General features: G+C 68.8%; 15 protein-coding genes and 3 pseudogenes. 9 read left to right on the plus strand and 9 right to left on the minus strand.

What is annotated here, in order from left to right; translation table 11 throughout:
* Window positions 1-42 precede the first annotated feature (42 nt).
* A pseudogene (locus ACQEVG_RS36380) lies at window positions 43-1,167 on the plus strand (IS630 family transposase).
* A gap of 89 nt (window positions 1,168-1,256) precedes the next feature.
* On the opposite strand, the gene ACQEVG_RS36385 reads toward ACQEVG_RS36380, so the two are convergent.
* Together ACQEVG_RS36385 and ACQEVG_RS36390 are read right to left on the minus strand one after the other, a co-directional pair.
* Window positions 1,257-1,820 (minus strand): dihydrofolate reductase family protein, encoded by a 564-nt coding sequence (locus ACQEVG_RS36385; RefSeq protein WP_432991943.1) that lies wholly within the window; start codon window positions 1,818-1,820, stop codon window positions 1,257-1,259.
* A 234-nt stretch (window positions 1,821-2,054) separates the two neighbouring features.
* The gene (locus ACQEVG_RS36390; protein WP_432991945.1) at window positions 2,055-2,702 is read right to left on the minus strand and encodes a TMEM175 family protein; all 648 of its coding nucleotides are present in this window, start codon (window positions 2,700-2,702) and stop codon (window positions 2,055-2,057) included.
* 430 nt (window positions 2,703-3,132) lie between these two features.
* On the opposite strand from ACQEVG_RS36390, the gene ACQEVG_RS36395 reads away from it, so the two are divergent.
* Window positions 3,133-3,795: an HAD family hydrolase gene (locus ACQEVG_RS36395; protein WP_432991947.1), complete on the plus strand. Its 663-nt coding sequence runs from the start codon at window positions 3,133-3,135 to the stop codon at window positions 3,793-3,795.
* A gap of 38 nt (window positions 3,796-3,833) precedes the next feature.
* Here ACQEVG_RS36395 and ACQEVG_RS36400 read toward each other — a convergent pair.
* Window positions 3,834-4,250 (minus strand): annotated as a pseudogene (locus ACQEVG_RS36400) (transposase); the annotation flags it as partial.
* Window positions 4,251-4,502: 252 nt separating this feature from the next.
* Here ACQEVG_RS36400 and ACQEVG_RS36405 point away from each other — a divergent pair.
* Window positions 4,503-5,753, plus strand: a complete 1,251-nt coding sequence (locus ACQEVG_RS36405) for an IS110 family transposase (RefSeq protein ID WP_432993165.1) — start codon at window positions 4,503-4,505, stop codon at window positions 5,751-5,753.
* 19 nt (window positions 5,754-5,772) lie between these two features.
* Here the strand turns inward: ACQEVG_RS36405 and ACQEVG_RS36410 are convergent.
* From ACQEVG_RS36410 to ACQEVG_RS36420, 3 genes and pseudogenes are all read right to left on the minus strand, one after another.
* Window positions 5,773-6,114 (minus strand): annotated as a pseudogene (locus ACQEVG_RS36410) (IS5 family transposase); the annotation flags it as partial.
* 53 nt (window positions 6,115-6,167) lie between these two features.
* Entirely contained in the window at window positions 6,168-6,566 is a 399-nt protein-coding gene (locus ACQEVG_RS36415) for a DUF6221 family protein (protein WP_432991949.1), read from the minus strand.
* A gap of 526 nt (window positions 6,567-7,092) precedes the next feature.
* On the minus strand, window positions 7,093-7,290 hold the full coding sequence (locus ACQEVG_RS36420; protein ID WP_432993168.1) for a hypothetical protein: 198 nt from the start codon (window positions 7,288-7,290) through the stop codon (window positions 7,093-7,095).
* A 583-nt stretch (window positions 7,291-7,873) separates the two neighbouring features.
* On the opposite strand from ACQEVG_RS36420, the gene ACQEVG_RS36425 reads away from it, so the two are divergent.
* Window positions 7,874-9,424 (plus strand): MFS transporter, encoded by a 1,551-nt coding sequence (locus tag ACQEVG_RS36425; RefSeq protein ID WP_432991951.1) that lies wholly within the window; start codon window positions 7,874-7,876, stop codon window positions 9,422-9,424.
* A 271-nt stretch (window positions 9,425-9,695) separates the two neighbouring features.
* Here the strand turns inward: ACQEVG_RS36425 and ACQEVG_RS36430 are convergent, their stop codons facing one another.
* A complete protein-coding gene (locus ACQEVG_RS36430) occupies window positions 9,696-9,851 on the minus strand; it encodes a hypothetical protein (protein ID WP_432991953.1) in 156 nt (51 codons plus the stop codon).
* Between the two features lie 73 nt (window positions 9,852-9,924).
* On the opposite strand from ACQEVG_RS36430, the gene ACQEVG_RS36435 reads away from it, so the two are divergent.
* Window positions 9,925-10,158 carry a hypothetical protein gene (locus tag ACQEVG_RS36435; protein WP_432991955.1) on the plus strand — a complete coding sequence of 78 codons (234 nt, stop codon included), beginning with the start codon at window positions 9,925-9,927 and terminating at the stop codon, window positions 10,156-10,158.
* Between the two features lie 356 nt (window positions 10,159-10,514).
* Here the strand turns inward: ACQEVG_RS36435 and ACQEVG_RS36440 are convergent, their stop codons facing one another.
* The gene (locus tag ACQEVG_RS36440; protein ID WP_432991957.1) at window positions 10,515-11,351 is read right to left on the minus strand and encodes a PIG-L family deacetylase; all 837 of its coding nucleotides are present in this window, start codon (window positions 11,349-11,351) and stop codon (window positions 10,515-10,517) included.
* Between the two features lie 832 nt (window positions 11,352-12,183).
* On the opposite strand from ACQEVG_RS36440, the gene ACQEVG_RS36445 reads away from it, so the two are divergent.
* From ACQEVG_RS36445 to ACQEVG_RS36460, 4 genes are all read left to right on the plus strand, one after another.
* The gene (locus tag ACQEVG_RS36445; RefSeq protein WP_366887177.1) at window positions 12,184-12,480 is read left to right on the plus strand and encodes a hypothetical protein; all 297 of its coding nucleotides are present in this window, start codon (window positions 12,184-12,186) and stop codon (window positions 12,478-12,480) included.
* 79 nt (window positions 12,481-12,559) lie between these two features.
* Window positions 12,560-12,775: a hypothetical protein gene (locus tag ACQEVG_RS36450; RefSeq protein ID WP_432991959.1), complete on the plus strand. Its 216-nt coding sequence runs from the start codon at window positions 12,560-12,562 to the stop codon at window positions 12,773-12,775.
* Between the two features lie 540 nt (window positions 12,776-13,315).
* Window positions 13,316-13,516, plus strand: a complete 201-nt coding sequence (locus ACQEVG_RS36455; RefSeq protein WP_404727498.1) for a DUF6229 family protein — start codon at window positions 13,316-13,318, stop codon at window positions 13,514-13,516.
* A 372-nt stretch (window positions 13,517-13,888) separates the two neighbouring features.
* A complete protein-coding gene (locus ACQEVG_RS36460) occupies window positions 13,889-16,723 on the plus strand; it encodes a type 2 lanthipeptide synthetase LanM family protein (RefSeq protein WP_432991961.1) in 2,835 nt (944 codons plus the stop codon).
* Window positions 16,724-16,965: 242 nt separating this feature from the next.
* On the opposite strand, the gene ACQEVG_RS36465 is transcribed toward ACQEVG_RS36460, so the two are convergent.
* On the minus strand, window positions 16,966-17,331 hold the full coding sequence (locus tag ACQEVG_RS36465) for an ArsR/SmtB family transcription factor (RefSeq protein WP_432991963.1): 366 nt from the start codon (window positions 17,329-17,331) through the stop codon (window positions 16,966-16,968).
* Window positions 17,332-17,429 lie beyond the last annotated feature (98 nt).

The raw sequence follows: 17,429 nt of genomic DNA on the forward strand, positions 1-17,429 counted from the left end.
GATGCGCAGGTCTCTGCCGTCTGTTTCTGGGAGGAGCCTGCGATGGCCGAGCCGGTACGCGCCCGTCGGCTGACGGCCGAGGAGGGACGCACTCTGCTGCGCATCGTGCGGCGGGGGCGGAACAGCACGATCAAGGTCCGCCGCGCGTTGATCATCATGGCGTCGGCGTCGGGGAACACCAACGAGGCGATCGCCGCGCTGGTCGCGGCCGATCCCGACACAGTCCGCGACGTGATCCACGCGTTCAACGACCGCGGCCTGGAGTGCCTGGACCCGAAGTGGGCCGGCGGTCGTCCGCGCCGGATCACCACGGACGACGAGGCATACATCGTCGACGTCGCCCAGAAGCGGCCCAGGAGGTTAGGCATGCCGTTCACCCACTGGAGCCTGCGCAAGCTCGCCGACTACCTCAGCCATCCGCCGGCCGGGGTACGCCGGGTGGTCATCGGCCGCGAGCGGCTGCGGGTGCTGCTGCACCGCCACCACATCTCCTTCCAGCGCACCCGCACATGGAAAGAGACCCGCGACCCGGACGCCGACGCGAAGCTGGACCGCATCGAGGAGGTGACCCGCCGCTTCCCCGACCGGTGCTTTCGCCTTCGACCAGTTCGGGCCGCTGTCGATCATGCCCTGCCACGGCACCTGCTGGGCCAGGCGCAAGCACCCCGACCGGCTGCCCGCCACCTACCACCGCACCCACGGCATCCGCTACTTCCACGGCTGCTACAGCCTCGGTAACGATCGCTTGTGGGGTGTGGCCGCACCCGCAAGGGCGCCGACCACGCTCTGGCCGCGCTGAAGAGCATCCGCGCCGCCCGGCCCGACGGCGCCCCCATCTACGTCATCCTCGACAACTGGTCCGGCAACAAAACCGCGACGATCCGCACCTGGGCCGCCCGGCACAAGACCGAGCTGTGCTTCACCCCGACGAACGCGTCCTGGGCCAACCCCATCGAGCCGCACTTCGGGCCGCTGCGCGGCTTTGTCCTGGGCAACAGCGACCCGCCCAACCACCCCGCCCTCGCCCGTGACCTGCACGCCTACTTACGCTGGCGCAACCGTCATCGCCGCCACCCCAGCGTGCTGGAAGCCCAACGCCGCGAACGCGCCCGCGTCCGATCCGAACGCCAACGCCGCTGGGGCCGCCCCCACCGCACGGCAGCGTGATCAACTCACTCGTCGAACGATCGCGGCCAACGCACGCGTCGCCGATGTCCGGCCCGAGCTGGACATCGGGGTGTCCGCGCGTGCTGGTGTCAACTGCTGGAGGACTGCGCCTGCTTTCGCACGCGGAAGCGGAGCATCGTGACGGCGCCCGACTGGGTGTTGCTGAAAGGTTCCAGGTCGATCCTGTCGAGGCTTGGGGGCGAGAAGCGGACACCGTCGCCGAGTAGCACCGGTAGGATATACACCAGGATCTCGTCGACGAGCCCGCGCTGCAGGCACTGGGCGGCCACGTCAGCACCGAGGATCTCCAGGTTCTTGCCGCCCGCGGCGCTGCGTGCCGTGGCAACGGCTTCCTCAATGTCACAGGTGAGGAACGTGACGGTAGGGTCCGGCTCGTCGGGAGGCTCGTGGGTGAGGACGAACTGTGCTCCCCCGTCGTAGGCGGTGTCCTGGTCGGCCATACGCTTGGCGACCTCGTACGTGCCCCGGCCGACGAGCATGGCGCCCGTGGCCGCCATAATCTCCGGGAACGCATCCGCAGTCAGGTACTCGAAGATCCAGTCCATCGCGTGGCCAGGACCGGCGATAAAGCCGTCCAGCGACATCGCCCTGTTCACGACCACTTTGCCGGTGCCGCTGCTCACATCGCTCATGCGTCTTCTCCAGGGATTTTTGGAGGCTCGAGGCCGAATCATAGTTCGGCCGGTGGGGAGGGCGACGGCGGGAGTTGCAGGCGTATCTGCGGTGGCCCAACACGAACTACCGGCATCCGGATGTGCTTGTCGCGCAGCGTCGGGAACGTGCCCGGGTACGGAGTGAACGACACGTGGGGTCGTCCCAAGCCTCGGGCCGCGTGACCAACCCGGTGATCGTTTGCGGTCACCGCACTAGCCGCCGCGCTGCTGGGCGGCCGCGCGCAGGCGCTTGCCCCGCGTGCCCGTCACCGACTTGACCGGGATCAGCACCGCCCACCACAGCTTCGCGCCGGTCGGTGAGACGAAGGCGAGCGGCACCGCGACGGCGAAGACCAGCACCGTCGACGCCAGATCGGCCACATCGTTGCGTGCGACGGGATCGGGCAGGGCCGCGCTACCCAGCCACGGGCGCTTCCACAGTGCGACCGCCAGCGCGAGTTGTGCGGCACCCATGGCCGCGACGGCGCCGGAGTATACGGCCACCGACTGCGGCTGGTCCCCGTACTCGGCCAGCAGGGTGGTAGGGAAGGGCATCAGGGCGATCAGCCCCAGGCTCAGTAGCCCGAGCCTGATGACCGTCCCATCCACCTCCCGCGTGTACCGGAAGACCTGGTGGTGGCCCCGCCAGAATGCCGCGATGACCAGAAAGCTGAGCGCGTACGCCCACACGTTGGGCATCACATCCCCCAGCGCATGCTCGACACCGGCGGGGTCCAGCCCGGTGGGCAGCGTGATGTCCAGCGCCAGCAGTGTCATCGCGATGGCGAACACGCCGTCAGACAGCGCGAGGAGTCGGGCCGCGCTCCCCTCGTCGTCCCGCACTTGCTGGTGGCTGTTCACAACCCCCCACCCTAGGGTCAAATACCCTGGAATACTCCGATTGATCCCGTCGTGGTGGAAGACATCCCAGTGGAACCACTGCGAGTTGAGAACGGCGGCGGTCGGCACGCCGGGCAGCCCTACCCAAGCCGCCCCCGCGCCCGGCGCCCCGCCGCGACACTCCGGCCAGGCAGCGGCCTCCACCGCCGGGGACCGCGGCGGCCGGTGCTCCCTTGCAAGGTCCCCGGAACCCGGCGTTGATGCCGGGGCTGGGTCAACCCAGCCGCCTCACCCGGCAGACGAGGCCCTTGCCCTGCCCATGCTCCAGACGGCCGTCTATCTCGCCCAGACCTCATCACCGCTCGACTCCTCACACCTGCTAGGGCGTGTATCGGAAGTGGGCGGGGCACGCCCGATCTGGCGCTTCGCGAGATAGTGGCATCCTTGGCCGGTGTTCTCATCCGATCATGCGGGCGCCGTGTTCTTCGATGTCGATGGCACGCTCGTCCCAGATACGAGTTCGTCGGTCTTTCTGGCTGGCTTCCTTGGACACAGGGACGAGTTGGCCAAGGCCGAGGACGCCTACGCCTCCGGTGTCCTGGACAATCGGCAGGTCTCCGAGCTTGATGCCGCGGGCTGGGCAGGGGTTCCCGAAGACCACGTCTCTGGCTGGCTCGACGGGCTTCCCTTGGTCTCGGGCATCACAGAGACCGTGGCCTGGTGCCGGCAGAACCGGTTGGTGCCCGTGCTGGCAACTCTCGCCTGGTCGCCAGTCGGCAGCTACCTGACCGGCCGCTTCGGCTTCCACACATTCAGCGGACCTCGGCTGGAGACGAGCGACGGCCGGTTCACGGGCCGGGTCGCTCGTCACTTCGACGAGTACGACAAACGAGATTTCGCCCTCGCACAGGCGCGAGAGCTGGGGCTGGCTGCCCGCTTGTGCGGGGCCGTCGGAGACAGCCGCTCCGACCTGCCACTGTTCGCATCCGTCGGGTTGAGCGTGGCGTTCAATGCCTCGGCAGGAGCGCGCGAGGCGGCGACCGTCACGGTGGACGACAACGACCTGCGAGGCGTGCTTCCCGTCTTGAGTCGCCTGGTCACAGCCACTCGTTGATGGCCGCGACGAGGACGGTCGCCTCGTAACGAACCGCGCTTGTCGTATCTCGTGGCCACAGCCCGGTGCCTTTTGAGACGGTTGATGCCGCACTCGACCGCGTGTCGCTCGCGGTAGTCGACCGGGTCGAACTTCGGCGGCCGACCGCCACGGTAGCCCCGTTTCTTGCGGTTGCGGGCCTGGTCGGCCTTGTCCGGGATGGTGCAGCGGATTCCACGTCGTCGCAGGTAGGCGCGGTTCTTGCGAGAGGCGTACGCCTTATCCGCGCGGACCCGGCTCGGCCGGGTGCGGGGCCTGCCCGGCCCCAGTCGGGGAACCCGGACACGGCCCAGGACGACCTCGAACTGCGCGGAGTCACCTCGCTGCCCCGCTGTGATGACGATCGACATGGGCTTTTGACGCTGCTCGACGGCCAGGTGCAGCTTGGTAGTCAGGCCGCCGCGCGGGCGTCCAAGGCCGTGGTCAGCCGGCTCGGTGGCGATGCCGCCCGGCGGCTCCTTCTGGAGGTCCCCCGTTACCTTCTTCGTGGCTCCGCAATGGAGCTCCCGGCCTCCGACCCTGGCATGACTTGGTCCCCCAGTCGATGATGATCGAAAAGGTGGTGTCACCGGGCGTCGGAGGCATTGGCAGACCGCTGATTAGGGGCACGAGCGTCGATCTCGGACCGGGTGAGGCAGTCTCTTCGTAACGTGGATGCCGGCACGCTGATGCCGCAGGTAAGGCCGGGACGAGCGCAAAACTACGGGAGCAAGAGCGTGACCGATGACGGCGGCATCGATGTCTACTTGGGCCTGGACGTCGGCAAGGGCGAACACCACGCCACCGCCCTGACACCTGCGGGCAAGAGGGTTCTCGACAAGCGGTTGCCCAACACCGAACCGAAGCTGCGCGAGGTGTTCGCCAAGCTGCGGAGCAAGCATGGAACCGTCCTGGTGGTGGTCGACCAGCCCGCCTCCATAGGCGCCCTGCCGCTGGCAGTTGCCCGCGACGCGGGCTGCCGTGTCGCCTACCTTCCGGGCCTGACGATGCGCCGGATCGCCGACCTCTACCCAGGCGAGGCCAAAACCGACGCTCGCGATGCCCAGGTCATCGCGGATGCCGCCCGCACCATGCCGCACACACTGCGGGCCCTCGAGCTCGCCGACGAGACCGTCGCCGAACTGGAGATGATCGTCGGGTTCGACGACGACCTCGCCACCGAATCGACAAGGACCAAGAACCGCCTGCGAGGCGTGCTGACTCAGATCCACCCTTCCCTGGAGAAGCTCCTCGGCCCCAGGCTGGACCACCCCGCCGTCCTCACGCTGCTTGAACGGTTCGGTTCCCCGGCCCAGATCAGGAAGGCGGGGCGACGACGGCTGGTCACGCTGCTGCGACCCAAAGCACCGCGGATGGCCGAGCGCCTGGTAGACGACATCTTCGACGCGCTCGACGAGCAGACGGTCGTTGTCCCGGGCACCGACGCCGCGGCGCTAATCGTCCCCAGCCTCGCCGCCTCGCTCGCCTCCGTCCTCGACCAGCGCAAACTGCTCGCCGCAAGGATCGAGGAACTGCTGGAGGCCCACCCTCTTTCCCAGGTCCTGACCTCCATGCCCGGCATCGGGGCCAGGACCGCAGCCCGCATCCTCATCGACGTCGGCGACGGCACTGCCTTCCCCACAGCCGGGCATCTGGCGGCCTATGCCGGCCTCGCGCCGGTCACGCGCAGTTCCGGATCGTCCATCCGCGGCGAGCACCCCTCCCAGCGCGGCAACAAACAGCTCAAACGCGCTTTCTACCTCGCCGCGTTCGCATCGCTCTCGCAACCGGAATCACGCGCTTACTACGACAGGAAGCGCCGCGAAGGAAAACACCACGTCGCGGCCCTCATCGCACTCGCCAGACGACGCACCGACGTACTCTTCGCCATGCTTCGAGACGGCACCTTCTACGAATCACCGACCACTACAGCAGCTTGACGAAAACCATAGGGGCACCTTTTCGCGCCCCGGCAGCGTGCTGGTGGGCCCGGACGACGGTGGAGTCGACATTGATGTCCCAGGTGATCAGGTCCTTGGCATCGGCCCTGGCCTGCAGATCGGTGACGATCCGTTGCCAGATGCCGTCCCGCTGCCACCGGCGGAACAGGTCGTACACCCGGCCCCACGGCCCGTACTCCTCCGGCATGTCCCGCCACGGGATGCCGGTGCGGACCCGGAACCGTATGCCGTCGATCAGCTGCCGCCGGGTCCATATCGGCGGTCGACCGGACTTCTTGCCCTTCGGCAACAGCAGCTCCAACACTGCCCATTGTTCGTCAGTCAGATCTCCACGCGCCACGAATCAAGATCATCTCACGCTCAAGATTCGCTTTCGATACACGCCCTAGAGCGCTACCGGATGAACCGGGGGAGCCATTTCGCCTTGTAGCCGGGGTGCCAGGCGTATTCGGCGGCCAGCTGCCGCACCGCGAAGCCGAGTCCGACGGCACGGCCGGAGGCGAAGTCGTCGTCCGGCCGGTCGGCGTCCCGGTCCGCCACCTCCGCGTACTCGCCGAGCAGGACGCGACTGGTCTCGATGCGGGCCAGCGTACGAGCCGGATCCTGGAGCGCGATGTGCCGGTCGTAGCCGGCTCCTCTCACCGTGAACGCGATGGCGGACGTCCTGTCGTGGACCTCTCCGGGCCCATCCGCCGGGCACCTCCAGCTCGCGCCGCCGGCGTCCCACGCGACCTGCTCCTCCTCGGCAAGCCGCGCTTCAATGAAGGCCACCATGTCTGCGTTGCCGGCCATACGACGGAGCTTCCTCTCGTGACGTGCTATGCGGTGACTGCGGTGTCATTCTGAGGGACCTCGGGCCTCTTGATCCAGCCCGCAGCCGCTTCACGCCGCCGACGCGCGGCCGACGACGAGGCGCGCGGCGCAGGGGGGCCTACAGCTCACCGGGACCGCCAGCGCGTCGAACGCCGTTGCATTCCGCAGTCTGGGGGCCGGCGTCGCCACGGCGCTGACCGCAAGCCACGCGGCTATCCCTCGCGCGATACCGGAGTGCTGTGGGAGACGGCCCGTGACGTCCACCTCATCCGCCTTGCGGACGAGCAGCCCCGTATCGCCTGACCAAGTCCCGCGTCGCTCGCGCATCATCATGGTTTGTGGGTTGCTCTGCCTGGTGCCTGAGAGCGATGACACATGATAGCCGGCCCCAAGCGGCACACGGCTGCTGCTCGTGCAACAGGCCACGTCGCCAACCGTCCAGCAGGCGCAGCAGCGCCGTGCAACAGAAGGTGTCTGCTGCGCGGCGCTGCTGCCCCACGATGGGTCAGTCAGGCAGAGGAACACGGATGACGGGGTCGAACGGGCGCTTGTCGAAGCCCTTGCGAACATTCCGGCAGTTTGGCGCCTTGCACATGAAGAACCCCTCGACGTTCTTCCGGCTCGTGCGCTCCTTGAGCCAGTCCTTCTCCGGGGCGGTAAGGGGACGATGTGGTTCGTCGGAGTCGCAGGTGTAGCAAAACATCGTGTTGCGTGGCACGACACCTCCTGAAACGGGCGGGCAGGCCAAGTGAGGAGCATAGGGACACACGTTGGACGACGGACAGTAGGCAACCACCGTCACCGGGCAGAGAGCTGCTGTATGTGCACCATGCCGGTGACGTGCGGCGTCCGCTGCTGCTCTCTGCTGCTCCTGGTGCCAGAGAGCGCGATGACACGTGGGTGGCGGACCGGGCGGCACAAGGGTGCTGCTCGTGCAGCGGCCCCGGGCGAAGCAGACGCATGCTCGTGTGCTGCACGGCGCGCGTGTGCTGGTGCAAGGCAGAGGATGCCCTCCGGGCGCGGCGACCCGGCCCGGAGGACATCTCTGCCCGGTTGCCAGCGGCGGGCAGTCACTCCACGAGCAGCGCGTCCTCGGCGGACAGCACGCGAAGTGCCTTCCTTGTCGGGTCTTGCCCACCGGCCGTGGACACAGCGCAAGTAGGCGCCCTCCCTCGCGGTGCCGGCGAACCCACACCTGTCGAGGGGCTGACGAGGAAGGCATGTCGGACCGGGGTAGTGTCCCCTGTTCATGGCATGGGCCTCAAGTCGTGGTAAAGGGGGCGGTGATGGCGTACTCGAGAGCCCGTAAGCGGGTCATACTCATGACCTTGTGCATGGGCCTCTTCATGGCAATGCTCGACAACCTCGTGGTGACCACAGCCCTACCGACCATCGGCGCAGACCTCAAGTCCGGAACGTCGGGTCTGCAGTGGGTGGTTGAGGCGTACGTCGTCGTCTTCGCCGCGCTCCTGTTGACCGGCGGCACGCTTGGCGACCGCTGGGGGCGGCGCCCCGTCTATCTCGCCGGACTCGCGCTCTTCACGGCCGGCTCGGCCGTCTGCGCCCTCGCCCAAGGCGTGGATGTGCTGGTCGCCGGGCGCGCGGTGCAGGGAGTAGGGGCGGCCGCTCTCACACCGGGCACGCTGTCGATGCTGCGGCACGTCTTCGCGGAGCCCGCCGAACGGGCCAAGGCGATCGGCGTCTACAGCGGCGTCTCGGGCGGGGGCCTGGTCATCGGGCCGGCCCTGGGCGGCCCGATGGTCGACCACTTCGGCTGGGCCAGCGCCTTCTGGATCAACGTGCCGGTCGGCGTCGTCGGACTGGTTCTCGGCGCACGGGTCCTGCCCGAAGTTCCCCGGTCCACGGCACGCTCCGATCCAGCCGGGCAGATCACCGCCGTACTTGGACTGGGAGCCCTGGTCCTGACGCTGATCGAGGGGCCCGTGCGCGGATGGGGCCACCCGCTCGTCCTGGGCGGCCTCACCGTGGCCGTGGTGACCCTGGCCTGCTTCGTGGCCATCGAACGACGAGTCGCCTCGCCGATGCTGGACCTGGGGGTGCTGACGAGCCGAACTGCCGGCACCGTGGCATTGGCCGGGTTCACCGTGGGCTTCGGCTTCTTCGGGCTCAGCGTGTTCGTTACCCTGTACCTGCAATACGTACTGGGATGGTCGCCCACCTCCGCCGGCCTAGCCATGCTGCCCGCGACCCTGTTCACCGCCGTCACCGCCGTCCTGGCCGGACGCATCTGCGCCCGCCTCGGCTCGCGCATCCCTCTGGCCATCGGCCTGATCCTGCTCTCCGCCGGGCTCGCGGGGTTCACCCTCTTCGGGGCGGACGCGAGCTTCACCCGGTTCGGCTGGCTCATGCCCGTCCTCGGCACAGGATTCGGCATGACGGTCAGCTCCATATCGATCGCGGCGATGGCAGCGGTGGCGCCTGCGCAGGCGGGCATGGCCTCGGCCACGGTCAACATGCTCCGTGAAGTCGGCGGGGCAGCCGGAGTCGCGGTGATGGGTGCGGTGCTGACCGCGCGATTCGGCGCCGGCCTGCGCGACGAGCTGCCGGCCGGTGGCCCCCTCGACGCAGATGCACTGGTCCACTCCGTCACAGCCGGGGGCAGCACGGGGTTCGGCCGTACAGACGGGCTGGCTGTCACAATCGGGCACAGCATCGACAGTGCCTTCGTCTCCGGCTTGCACCTGGCCCTGTGGGTAGGGGCAGGTGCACTTGTGGCCACGGCGGCGCTGGTGCTACTCCGCATGCAGGGACCACATGAGGACGACAGGGAGGTCAACGCGGCAGCGGACCCCCGTTCAACGGCGGTTCCGCAGTGACAGGCCCAACCGCGAGGTAACGGACCGTCTGACGACGCGAAGGCCACTCAACAGCGGGCGGGATTGTGCCGTGCACGCCTGGCGCGGTCAGGGCGCTACGGTCGTTGTGTCAATGTCCCTGGTCGTCGGGTCAGTCGGCAGACTGCGCTCAGTTCAGGTCGGCACTGAAGAAGTCGCGACCCGAAACTCGGGCCCCGAGCAAGAGCCGCAAGAAGCCTGACAGCCCTCGCCGCTGGGAAGGCCTGCAGCAACGGCCCCTGCCGCCAGTGCCTCAGACGCCGGGTTCGGCGAAGAAGTCAGCAAGCTCATGAGCTGTCCGGCGGTGGTGCAATCGCTGGTTGCCGTGGGCTCTGCTGCTGCGGATGTCCTCGGTGAGGTCCGTGACCTCGCTGACCATACGGCCCGGGACTCCTGTCTCTGACCCCATGGGTAAAGCATTGGTGTCCCCCCACCGGTCCGCTCGAGATGTGCGCGTCGCTGCTCTGCCACACGCTGTAAGCATGACCAACGATGCTCAAGAGGCGTTCCACCCCACCCCCATCGTCGTCCTCGGCGTCGCGCCGGGCGACCCGCCGTACCGCCTTGTGGAGATCAACGGGGAGATTGCCGGGCCGGCCTACAACGTGCTGGATGTGATCAGGCTGGCGCACCAGGCGGGGATGCCCCACGTCGACCTCGACGATCCCGCGGCCGTGAGGTGGGTCGGCGGAGGTCAGTACAAGTGGGTCCCCTGAGCGGGCGGATTCCTGGCGTATCTGGGGGCATGTCCCCAACAGCGCGGACAGCGGGTGACGTTTCCGGTCGTGCGCAAGCGGTAGGCCAGCCGCCAGGCCATCGCCGTCCGGCGGCAACTCTCTGCGCATCTGCCTGCCGGGTGCGCTTCCAACGGTCTCGATCCACGACGAATGTCGCAACGATGCGGGCGAGCGCACCGGCTATGCCACTCAGGGGCGCGGTCTGCGCTTTGGGAGGCGCATCGGTCCGAGACCGCCGATGAGGACGCACCGCAGACCGCGGTCCCGCTTCTTGACCCGGTCCCGTCGCTGGTGACGTTCCTGCGTGCGGTGCGCCGGGTTCTCACGCAGCGCGATCACGCTGTTTCCACGATCCAGTTCGGTTCGCCGCGTTTGACTGCCGCGAGGTCGGAGCCGACCGAATGGAGCCCGATGGCGTACATGCCGTCGTCCTCCGTCTCTCCCGGTGCCCACGAGCTGTAGGCCAAGCACGCGTTCTTCGCCATCTGATGCGCAGTCGCCGCAAACTGCGGAGGGATCTGGTACGGGACAGCGCCGGGCGCCGTTGGGCCCTGCTTGCGGCGAACCACCCATCGGCAGTCCGGGAACCGCACCGGATCGGCGAGGTGAAGCTGCCGCAGCGCTGTGCCGAGAGCGGAATGGCACGGATCCGTGTCCCCCCACCACATCGTGCACAGCCCGGCGTCGGGGTACAGATCGGCGTACCGGATGATCAGTTCCCGTGCTCTGAGGACGTCGATTTTCGGCTGCCGCCAGTCCAGTTCCAGATGCAGGTTTTCCGGGACGATGCCGAGCGGGCCGCTGGCCGCCTTCAGCTCCCTGTCCCGGGCTTTGGCGAAGGCCTTCGGGCTCATGGGGGTGAGATGGCCATAGCCCTCGCGTTCGGGATAGTGACGGCCCCAGTATTTGTTGGACTCGTCGCCGTTCAGCGCGCGCCGGATCCTTGAGGCGGATCCGTCCGTGGCGAGGACGACATGTACTTCCCGCCCGGCGAGCGCATGATGCGTCAAGAGCTTCCACGCCCACAGCAGGCCGTCGTCCTGGTGCGGCTCGAACCAGATGAACGGGCGCTCGGTTGCGGATACGGGGTCGACAGGGGGGAACGTCGCTGCCGGGTGCACGCCGCCCTCAGGTCCGTCGTGCGCCTTCTCACGACTCGTCGCGGCGGCCACCAAGGCGGCCGCAGGTGCGGCATTCGCACCCAGCCCCACAGCAGCAGCCGTGCGAAGCACCGACCGCCGGGACATCCCCCGCTTTTCGTCCATCAAGTCAACGCCCTTTCCTCTCCCGCGCATGAGGAGGGCGTTTCACGTGACGGGGTTGGGTGCTGGACCGATCATGTGATGAAAATGATGCATTTGGCTTATCGGATTCGTGGGGCGGTGAGGAGCGCATCTGGTTGAGCGGCACATGCTGGGTCTTGGGTGACTGACCACGCCCGGGGGTCGATCCTGTTCCCGGCCACCGCGGTTGCACCTGGCACCAACTGCGCCTGGTTTCCAGCCATGCCGGCAGACAGACTGCTGAGGTTTCGCCCAGCGGGGCCGGCAGCGGGTCTCGGCGAGGCTCCCCCCCCCGCGTAGCCCCCGAGGGAGGTGCCCGCGGTGAGGAGACTGATCGCGGTGCGCTATCAACTCGGTCGGCTTTTCGGGCGGCCGGAGAGGGCTCTGTTGTGGGTGAACTCCCCGTGCCTCAACCACCGAGGTAGGACGCGAAGTTGTCCGACTCAGGGACAGGCTCGGCCTAGGCCGCTTCTTCCGGATCAGCAAGCCCTCGGGAGGCAGGCTATTGCCCGGCCGCCGGGGCGCGGGGGAAAACAGGTGTCCTTGCACCGCCAAATAGCCCGCCCGTTCGAGCAGGCGTTCACGCAGGCAAAGCTCGACGCGCTCCTGGCCCGCATCGCCGACCGCGAGCCGCACCTCCGACTCGCGGCCTGACGACCAGAATTTCCGGCCATGTGTACTAGGATCCGCCGCTAGCATCACTCGATCGATAGGAGGCCCGATGATCGGCGTGCTCGTGACTTTCGCGCAGACCGACAAGTTCGATCGTTCAACTATCGCAAAGATTGCCGGCGAACTCCGAGGACCGTTCGAAGGCATGGCCGGCCTTCGCTTCAAGAGCTTCATGCTCGACGAAGACGGCGCTCAGGCAAGGAACTTCTACGTGTGGGATGACGAGGAGAAAGGCCGCGCCTTCTTCACGGAGGAGCTCGTCGACAAGGTGACGGGGATTTATGGCGTCCCGCCCAAAATCGAATATCTCGATATCGTGGGGTTCGTCGACAACTCTGGTACCTGATTCTCAAGGAGGCTGTCGCACAAACCTTTGCTGTCCAGGCCGTATTGGACCATCGGGGCATGCCACAGAACATCCTCACATGCAATCGAGACCAAACGCTGCTGCACCCCTGCAGCTCCCTGCCCTGCGCGACTGGCTGCCCGAGGACCACCTCGCCTGGTTCGTGATCGAGGCGATCGAGCAGCTCCACCTCGAGCCCTCGGCCGTCCGGCCCCTGCGTTTAAAGCGCCCGGCGCGCCGATTCTGCGGAAAGGCCCGAAGCCGATTCCCCCGGATCATCTCGCTGACCAGATGAAGATGCCCGCGATGTGGAGGCCGGCTTTGAAGACGGTGGCGGTCTTCTCGTAGCGGGTGGCCAGGCCGCGCCAGTTCTTCAGGGCGGTTGATGCATTGTTCGACGGTGTTGCGCTGCTTGTATGCCTCGCGGTCGAAGCCAGGAGGGCGGCCGCCGCGGCGGCCTTTGCGCTTGCGGTTGGCGATCTGGTCGGGCGGGTTGTGGGACCACAGCCCTGATCCCGCGGCTTCGCAGGTGCTCGCGGATAGCCGTCTCGGAGCGATCCCCATCGCCGAAGGGGTCCTCACGGGTTGCCGTATCAAGCCCTTTCGGCCACCTCACACGCGTCTGTGGTCCGGCCCATAGCGCGTACGGGCCCGCAATCCGCTACACCCGCCCGGTCACCGCTCGTCGTGCCGCCGTCCCGCTCGCCCCACAGATAGCGGTACGTCGCACCAACACCAAACGACTTTGGCCAGATTGGTCGTCTGACGGGTGTTCGAATCCGGCGATACTCAGGGCTGGGCAATCCGTCCCAATCCCCACGTCCGGAGGCCGCTGATGCCCCAGACCAGTGTTTCCACCACCGCCGTGCTCGACGCCTGGCTTTCGGGTGCCGAGAGCGCGTACGGCCAGACCAACCCTGCCGGGCCCCTCTACGTCGGCGGCGCCGCCGCCGAGGCTGCACTCACCGACCCGAGCGACTCCCTCTACGGCTTCTGTTCCAGCCCGAGCGGGTCGCACGGCAGCTGGTGTTGCTGATCGCCTGCGGCGCCTTTAGGGACCTTTGCGGAGGGCCTTCCTACGGAGTGCGACCTGCGGGGCGCGCTTCTTGACCGTTTCTCCTGCGGAGTGCGCTTCTTTGGGGGCGCCCCTGCGCAGTGCGGTTCGAAAAACAGGAGCGTGGGGAACTGCGCGCCAAGCCACGACGCGTCCGCACCCGGGAACGCGCCGCACCCCGCCGAGCTGGTTGGCGCCCGCCGCGGCGCGCGGCAGGGATGCAGCGGCCTCCAGCTCGGTCGGTTCCGGCCGAGTGTCGGGTGCAGATGTGTCTGGGCCGGTCGCGCAGTTCCCCTCGCCCCTTAGGGGCGCCCCGGAGGGCGCGACCTTGCGGCGGAATGGGGAGGGTGGACGGTGAGCGGATCGGCGCCGGAAAAGAGGGACGAGGCGGAATGGTTCGCCCAACCCGTGCGAAGCATCGCCCGACCGTGGCGGGAAGAGCTGGCCCGGCGGCTGTCCGCCGTGGACGCCCTTGGCCGGGAAGAACGGGAAGCGGTGCTGGAGGCCGGCCACACCGCCCTGCTCAAGTCCTTGCACGCGAAGCTGTCCCGCCTGTTCCTGATTGAACTGCACGCGCTGCGCATGACAGCAGGCGGCGGGCGTGCCGGCGAGGGCGCAGCGGCCGGATCCGACACGGGGACGTGGGCCGCGTACATCGAGCAGGCCGGTGAGGAGGGCTATCTCGACCGGCTGGCCGACCGATACCCGAGCGCCGGCCCGCGGATCGCGTCGGTGGCGCGGCTGTCGGTCGCGGCGACTGCCGGTTTCGCCGAACGGCTCGCCGCGGACCGCGAACTGCTGCGGCCGCTGCTGGGGCGACCCGCGGGGGAGATGCGAGCCGTCGCGTTCGGGGCGGGCGACACCCACCGGGGCGGCTTGACGGTCAGCCGCGTCGACTTCGCCGGCGGGAGCGTCATGTACAAGCCGCGGCCGTCCGAGGCCGACGTGGCGCTGGGCGCGCTGCTGGACGAGCTCTACGCGGACTTCCCCGGTGCTCCGGCGCCGGATGAGCGCATCCGGGTGCCGCGGACGCTGGCGCGCGAGGGTTACGGGTGGGCCGAGTTCGTCCGCCACCGCTACTGCGCGGACGGCGCCGAACTCGCCGCGTTCTACCGCAACGTCGGACACTGGCTGGCCGTACTCCGCTTCATCGGCGGCACCGACATGCACGCCGAGAACATGATCGCCGCGGGCCCGGTGCCGGTGATCGTGGACGCCGAGACGCTGTTCGACTCCCCGGCGCCCTTCCCGCCCAGCGGCCGGGGCGACGCGGTGGACGTGGCGGCGGCGGCCATCCGCCGTACGGTGCTGCGTACCGGTCTGCTGCCCGTACGCGGCACCGGCTTCGCGCTCGGCGGGGTGGACATCTCCGGGGTCGGGGCGCTGCCCGGCCAGCAACCGCTGATCCCGAACCCGGTGATCGCGGACGGCGGCAGCGCGGCGGCCCGCTTCCAGGTGGACCTGGTGGCCATGCCCACCGCGGGCAACCACCCCAGCCCCACCCCGGTGCTGAGCGCGTACTGGGACCGGATCCTGGCCGGCTTCCGCGAGATGACCGCGCACCTGCGCCGGCCCGGGATCGACCCGTGCCGGCTGCTACGCCGCTTCGAAGGCGCCCAGCCGCGGAGGATCCTGCGGCCGACGCAGGCGTACGTCGACATCGGCCGAATGCTGTGGCACCCGGCGTCGTTGCACGATGAGGCGGCGGCGGTCGAGCGGGCCCGGGACATCCTGCGGCGCAACGCCGAGGTACTGCCCGGCGCTCCGACCGACCGCGCGGCCATCGACGGCGAGATCGCGGACCTACTGGCCGGCGACGTACCGATGTTCGGCTTCACCGTGGACGCGGCCGCCGTACGGACCACCGTCGAGGACTGGCGCACCACCGACCTGGCGCTGGAGGAGTCGGTGATTCAGGACGCGCTGGTGGGCGCGTACCTCAATGAGCGTTCGCTGCCTCAGCGGGTGCAGGCCGCCGCCCGCGACCCGCACGCCCGTGACCGGGAGCGGCGCCGCCGCGACCTGGCCGCGCAGATGGTACGGCGGCTGTGCGACGGGGCGGTGCGCGGCGAGGACGGTACGGTCACCTGGATCAGCCCTGTCTTCATCCCCGCGGGGTGGTCCATCAGGGTGCTGCCCGCCGACCTCTACACCGGGCAGGGCGGGGTTGCGCTGACGCTCGCGGAGTACGTGACCGAGGTGCGGGCCGGCCGGGCGGACGAAGTGCCGGGGGTCGCCGAGACGTTTGAGGGGGCGCTGCGGGTGCTGGTCGGCACCGAGGACCGGACGCCGACGCCGTCCCCCGGGGCGTTCAGCGGTGCCGCGTCGCAGGTGTGGACATGGATGGCGCTGCACCGGGTGCTCGGTGACGACTGGCTGCTGGAGCGGGCCGCCGAAAGGGCACTGCTGCTCGCGGAGGGCCGACTCGTCGACGACGACGTCGAGGTTGACCTCCTCAATGGGGCGGCCGGCGGAGTCGTCCCGCTCCTCAACCTGGCCGAGGCGACCGGGCAGGACCGCTGGCTCGGCGCCGCCGCACACATCGGCCGCCGACTGACCGGGCTGGCCACGGTCGACGCGAGCGGCACCCGCTGGACGACCCGGCTCAACCCCGAGGGCATCGGCGGCTTCGCCCACGGCGCCACCGGGATAGGTTGGGCGCTGTCCCGGCTCGCCCTCAGCGACGCGGGTTCCGCGGCCGAACGGCGCGGCTGGACTCACCTCGCCGAGCGGGCCTTCGCCTACCAGGAGTCCCTCTACCAACCCGAGCACGGCAACTGGCTCGACGTCCGCATCGGCGCCGAGGAGGACTTCTTCACCAGCTGGTGCCACGGCAGCGCGGGGGTCGGCGTCGGCATGCTCGACCTCCACCGACGCGCGGGCGATCCCGCCCACCTCGACATGGCCCACCGTGCAGCACGCGCCTGCGCCGCCGAGGGCTTCGGCTGGAGCCACACCCTGTGTCACGGCGACCTCGGCCTCTGGGAATTCCTCACGTCCCTGAACTTCGGCGACCGCTCTGACCTCGACGCCGAAATCCTCACCGGCCTCGAACAACGCGGCCCGGTCGGCGGCCTGGCCCGCGAAGCGTTTTCCCCCAGCCTCATGTCCGGCCTCTCAGGAGTCCTTCACACCCTCCTGCGCATGCACCCCGCGGCCACGCTGCCCAATCCCGTACTCCTCGACTGACTCCGGCGGGCGTGTCGACTCAACGGTCGATCCGCGAAGGGTGCCCGGTGAGTATCTGCCCTGGCCAGGTGCTTCTTTCCCAACTGGCCATCCACGACCGGCGAGCCCCCGCCACGGCCGAGGGTCCGCATTCGCCCAGGCGCGGCCCGCCGGCAGGCGACCGGCTCCCCGAGCCCCCCAGGCAACCTGCCGGCGCAGGCCGTTCCTGCTCCAGGACGCTCGTAGCAACGGCGGCGGCTGGATCAGGTGGCGTAGCGGCCGAGGATGTGGCCCATCGCGGCCAGTACGGACGGCTCGACGCGGTAGTACACCCAGGTGCCGCGTCGCTCGGAGGTGAGCAGGCCGGCCTCCTTGAGCTTCTTCAGGTGGTGGGAGACGGTCGGCTGTGAGACGCCGACGTCGGAGATGTCGCAGACGCAGGCCTCGCCGCCCTCGTGCGAGGCGACCAGCGAGAACAGCCGCAGCCGGACCGGGTCGCCGAGTGCCTTGAACATCGCGGCGGTGCGGACCGCTTCCTCGGCCGTGAGGGGGCGCTCGGTCAGCGGCGGGCAGCAGGGCTCGACGACCGGCTCCGGCGCCAGCAGCGGCAAGGCCTTCACATTCGACATATGTCTATGTTGACATACATCGAACCAAGCGCCCAGGTGCTGCCCCCTGCCTGGGGACCACCGCGCGCTGCCAGGTGCGATCCGTTATGCAGCGACAG

Source organism: Streptomyces sp. CA-135486 (genome assembly GCF_050936555.1).
In the GTDB taxonomy this organism is placed as follows: Bacteria; Actinomycetota; Actinomycetes; order Streptomycetales; family Streptomycetaceae; genus Streptomyces.

What these genes read in the sequence shown, in the direction of transcription:
- ACQEVG_RS36425 (WP_432991951.1), top strand. Translation starts at nt 7,874, where the DNA reads ATGGCGTACTCGAGAGCCCGTAAGCGGGTCATACTCATGACCTTGTGC.
- ACQEVG_RS36445 (WP_366887177.1), top strand. Translation starts at nt 12,184, where the DNA reads ATGATCGGCGTGCTCGTGACTTTCGCGCAGACCGACAAGTTCGATCGT.
- ACQEVG_RS36415 (WP_432991949.1), bottom strand. Translation starts at nt 6,566, where the DNA reads ATGGCCGGCAACGCAGACATGGTGGCCTTCATTGAAGCGCGGCTTGCC.
- ACQEVG_RS36455 (WP_404727498.1), top strand. Translation starts at nt 13,316, where the DNA reads ATGCCCCAGACCAGTGTTTCCACCACCGCCGTGCTCGACGCCTGGCTT.
- ACQEVG_RS36450 (WP_432991959.1), top strand. Translation starts at nt 12,560, where the DNA reads ATGCAATCGAGACCAAACGCTGCTGCACCCCTGCAGCTCCCTGCCCTG.
- ACQEVG_RS36420 (WP_432993168.1), bottom strand. Translation starts at nt 7,290, where the DNA reads ATGTTTTGCTACACCTGCGACTCCGACGAACCACATCGTCCCCTTACC.
- ACQEVG_RS36435 (WP_432991955.1), top strand. Translation starts at nt 9,925, where the DNA reads ATGACCAACGATGCTCAAGAGGCGTTCCACCCCACCCCCATCGTCGTC.
- ACQEVG_RS36385 (WP_432991943.1), bottom strand. Translation starts at nt 1,820, where the DNA reads ATGAGCGATGTGAGCAGCGGCACCGGCAAAGTGGTCGTGAACAGGGCG.
- ACQEVG_RS36465 (WP_432991963.1), bottom strand. Translation starts at nt 17,331, where the DNA reads ATGTCGAATGTGAAGGCCTTGCCGCTGCTGGCGCCGGAGCCGGTCGTC.
- ACQEVG_RS36405 (WP_432993165.1), top strand. Translation starts at nt 4,503, where the DNA reads ATGCCGCAGGTAAGGCCGGGACGAGCGCAAAACTACGGGAGCAAGAGC.
- ACQEVG_RS36430 (WP_432991953.1), bottom strand. Translation starts at nt 9,851, where the DNA reads ATGGGGTCAGAGACAGGAGTCCCGGGCCGTATGGTCAGCGAGGTCACG.